Raw genomic sequence first — 4,530 nt, forward strand, 5'->3', positions numbered from 1 at the left:
TAATGAAAGCGTATTGATAAACCCTAGAGGACAAGTTTTTCATCCAAGGATAAAGAGGTTTTGTGTGATTAGTAAAAACTTCCCTGAGCTTACGAGCATTAGGCTTATAACCATCCTTATATGCTGCGTTCCACAAGCTTAAACCCCAATTATAACACCATCTGCTATAGCCTGCGTGTTGAGCCATCAGAGTTTTCTGCTTATTATTTAATTTGAGTTTGGTTCTAATGGATTTCATGTACGGGTGAGGGCTACCTGTATAAAAGTATGCTTTTTAACGTATCATCCAGCAAAATTGCTTTTGCCCACTCCTCAATATTCTGGGGTATTGCTGTTTCTTTAACTTCCCCATGGGAGTCAACAGATTTAACTTTTAGTGGTACATAAATATCCTGAAAAGAGAAATTTTCATCAAATACTTTTTCTTTTGGTTTTTTAGCGATCGCCTCCTCCAAATACTTATCAATACTGCTATAAACTTCCAAATCTTGTTGCCAACCTCCCCCATAGATTCCGGCTAATTTTTTAGCATCATCTTTCACTTCCAACACCGCTTCTTTCAAATAACGGTGGGTACTGCGAGAAATTCTTTCAGTGAAATTTTCTGCCATATTTTCATCTAAACCAGACTCTTTCAGACGAGCAAATAAAATCTCATCAAACTTTTCTATCAACGGTGAATCATAGAAACAAATCAAAGTATCCTTGGCTTTTCGGTCATTAAAATCAATTTCTTCATCCCATTTTTTTATCTGTTTTTGTACAGCTTCTGAAGCTTCAGTTTTCAGCTTTTCTGATATTTCAGGATGGTCTATTAAAAATTGTCGTAAACTTTCTAAATAAGCCGCCTGAGCCACCAATTGTACTTCATCTTCTAAAGTTGGTTCATGCCCAGTTTTTTTGATAATATAAGTAATAATTCCAGTTGCAATAGGCAAAAAAGGTAAACCCTCCTTGACAACTTGTCCCAAGGGAGAATTTAGTGCATCCAAAAGTGAATCAATATTATTAATAAAGGGTTTTAACAGGCTTAACTCTGTAGAATTTTTTTGTATAACTTCTGCTATTTCAAAAACCGCTTTACCACCCTCAACTCCTCCTTTAACAGTTTCTGATTCCAGTAAATTCAATTCTATTTCTGTGTTGAGAACTCGCCAAATCTTCTGCAATAATTTACTTGCCATAGTTAATATTAATGAATAATGAATAATGAATAATTAATAATGAATAATTAATAATGAATAATTAATAATTATATCATGTCCGGTAGCATCGGAGCGTGTATAAAATTAAGGTGAAAAAAGGAGAAAACCTTCTGCCTCCCCCCCTTTCAAAGGGGGGTTAGGGGGGATACATAGCTGCCTTCGGACAACCATTGTCTAATTATTCAACCGGACATGATATTACCTCTTCTTTTCAAGGAGAGGATTGATATCATGTCCGGTAGCATCGGAGCGTGTATAAAATTAAGGTGACACTCTTGAGAAAACCTTCTGCCTCCCCCCCTTTCAAAGGGGGGTAGGGGGGATACATAGCTGCCTTCTGTACACCAAAGTCTAATTATTCAACCGGACATGATATGACTCAAAGGAAAAATTTTCTTTACAGGTGATATGTAAGCATTTCCTGCGGAATGCTGCGCAAACAGCTATTAGCTGTCAGCTCTCATATAAAATCCGGTTGAACAGCCGTCATTGCGACGATAGGAAGCAATCTCCTCAAGCCCTGAGATTGCTTCCTTCCACTCCGTTCCAGTCGCAATGACTTAGCTATAGTAATTATCCGGATTCTATATCAGCTCTTATGAGCGGGTTTTAATTAATATAGACTGTTTCAGCCAGCTTTTATAGTTAAGCATAAATTCTAACTCAATTAGTAAAGCTTTTACCTAAAATTAAAAGCAATAGCTGATAGCTGAATGCTGATAGCTGAACGCTTAGTAATGGCACTATCTAGCTTTAATAAAAATTTGATTAAAGAAATATGTTCCTTCAGAATTTTGAGCAATACCGTTAAACTAAGCCAGGTAAGTTACCCTACCCGACTCGTCTTCAGAACCGGACGTGAGACTTTCACCTCATCACGGCTCCTCTCTTAAACGTCCCTTGTCATGGGTACACCCCTACCTTAAAGTCAACATATCGTCAACCCATAAATAACCTTCAGGTAAAGCCTGTAACTTCGGTTTTGGATATGTTTTATTATCTAAGGCAGTTTTCGTGTCGTGGCAATGTCGGTGCAACAATTGTTTGTTTTTATGTGTGTTGTCACCACCTTTAGACCTTGATTTTATATGGTCAACTTCCATAAGGTCGTTTGACCTAAAGGTTAGTCCACAAAATGCGCATTTATTCTTTTGCCTTTTTAACAGCGTTGTGATTTCTTTCCTGACGCTTGGATATTTACCAATTCTGTTACTCCAATAAGTCCAATCGCCGTCATAAGGGGAATTACTACCTTTCACCTTGATGTGTCTTATAATTGGTACATCCGAGTGTAGGTTAAGTATATATTCGCCGTCATTAAGTATCCAATTACGGGTTGCTTTGCAACGAGGGAAATACTTTTCCTTTACCCATTTGGCGGGCTTATTTGGATGCCTTCTACTTGCCCATCTCCATAATCTTTTCCATAGGAGGTCATCAACTTTGTTGAATACCTCTTTACTGACTACGGTAGAGTAGTAGTTAGCCCATCCTCTTATTATCGGATTTAACTTAGCTATTAAAGCTTTAGCAGGAGCAGTTTTGTGAGAATCACATATATCCGCCAATTTCCGATAATGAGTTTTTATACTTTTGGAGGATGGTTTTATTAGCGTCTTAAATCCTTGTTTAGTTGACTTTACCTTCCACTGCCTGATTGTGAAGCCTAAGAAGTCAAATCCAGGTTTATTACCTTTGTATTCCTCTAAGGTGTGGGCAATTTTGGTTTTTTCTGGTTTTAGTTCTAATCCTACTTGGTTTAACCATTCCTGTATTACGGCCTTTGCTTGTAACACCACTTTGACGTCTTCATGTAGGATAACAAAGTCGTCAGCATAGCGTATTAAAGATAGTGCTTTTTTATTATTTCGCTTTCTTCCTGGAAGGGTTTCGGCGAATTTATCTAGACACTTTTCCATACCGTGTAAGGCTATGTTTGCTAGTAGGGGACTGATTACCCCTCCCTGTGGTGTACCTCCCACAGATTCTAGGAATTGATTATTGTCCATCACTCCAGACTTTAACCATTGCCTGATTAACCGTCTGTAGGGAGATTGACCTATCTTTCCTAGTAGCGCATCATGGTTAATTCGGTCAAAACATTTGGATATGTCAGCATCTAATACATATTTAGGTTTGAGCTTAATGCTTCCAAAGATGGCTCCTATGGCATCCTGTGTTGACCTACCTGGTCTAAAACCATAACTGTTAGGTTCAAATCTAGCCTCCCACTCTGGTTCCATACCTAACTTAACCAAGGCTTGTAACGCACGGTCATACATCGTTGGGATGCCTAACGGTCGTTTTTCATCTTTACCTGGTTTTGGTATGTAGACTCTGCGGGTCGGACTTGCTTTGAGATGGCGTGATGCGAGTAGGTTCACCAAGTTTAGTCGCTGCATTGGTGGTAGATTTTTAATACCGTCTATCCCGGCAGTTTTCTTTCCCTGGTTATCCTGTGTCACGCGTCTAACAGCTAGCAACCTTGCGTAATAACTTTTTAAAAGAAGTTTTTGGTATCTGCGCATCTTACGGATTTCGCCACGGCTGGATGCTCTGTAAATCAATTTTTGTAATTTGAATACAGATTTCTCTACCTTCTTCCAATTGATATCCTTCCATTTAAGGTTAGGATTGATTGAAGTCTGTGAAGGTATATCGTCTGTATCCCTTGCTACGCTTAAAAATGGCTTAGGATTCCCTAATTTTATTTTTAGTGTCTGAGCTTTGTTCATTACTATTCATTGCCTTACATTACGTCTAACAGTGGATACGTCTGCAAATTAATGCTTCTTATCCAATCCTACTCTCCCTTTGACCTACAACATGAGTGCAGATTAACCTTGAATGGCTTCCTAAGTTCTCGACCTATATTCTTAGGTGTCAAAGAGAGGTTTCCTCGTTCCCTTATTCCTTTTTACGGCTGATTTAGTGAGGTAGAGTCTCCCGGAGGGTTCGATATGGTTGCTGATAATTTCGGAATTATGAAATTATCCAAAGACCCCCTGACTTCTGTCCTACATCCCATAGCTACCTTTGACATGGTTTTTAATAACGAGAGTTTAAACTACTTCCTGTTCGTCCACTTGTCAGCCTTTGCTTGCGGTATCGTTCCTGGTAACTGGTATTTTTCCGCTTTTAGACCAGCTTCACCAGTTTGATGTTCATTCTTACCAGTGTGGTCTATGCTGTCAACCTAACAACAAGGCGGATGGAATTTCACCACCAAGGTAATAAGAGTTATTCACAAGTCGAGGTTGTCCTCATGTATTGACTTGGAACGGCCATTTATACCCAGTTTCCTGGTTTAGTGGCCAACGAGTCG

Annotated in this window: 3 protein-coding genes; all 3 read right to left on the bottom strand. The window is 39.0% G+C overall.

What is annotated here, in order from left to right:
• The coding region (locus tag F6K54_RS40835; protein ID WP_375342031.1) for a helix-turn-helix domain-containing protein at positions 1–238 on the bottom strand (238 nt) is incomplete at its 3' end.
• Between the two features lie 13 nt (positions 239–251).
• On the bottom strand, positions 252–1,184 hold the full coding sequence (locus F6K54_RS40840; RefSeq protein ID WP_293090178.1) for a hypothetical protein: 933 nt from the start codon (positions 1,182–1,184) through the stop codon (positions 252–254).
• A 938-nt stretch (positions 1,185–2,122) separates the two neighbouring features.
• A complete protein-coding gene (ltrA, locus tag F6K54_RS40845; RefSeq protein ID WP_293090180.1) occupies positions 2,123–3,940 on the bottom strand; it encodes a group II intron reverse transcriptase/maturase in 1,818 nt (605 codons plus the stop codon).
• Positions 3,941–4,530 lie beyond the last annotated feature (590 nt).

Source organism: Okeania sp. SIO3B5 (assembly GCF_010692555.1).
GTDB lineage: Bacteria > Cyanobacteriota > Cyanobacteriia > Cyanobacteriales > Microcoleaceae > Okeania.

Coding starts and splice junctions, on each gene's coding strand:
- F6K54_RS40840 (WP_293090178.1), bottom strand. CDS start 1,184: ATGGCAAGTAAATTATTGCAGAAGATTTGGCGAGTTCTCAACACAGAA.
- ltrA (WP_293090180.1), bottom strand. CDS start 3,940: ATGAACAAAGCTCAGACACTAAAAATAAAATTAGGGAATCCTAAGCCA.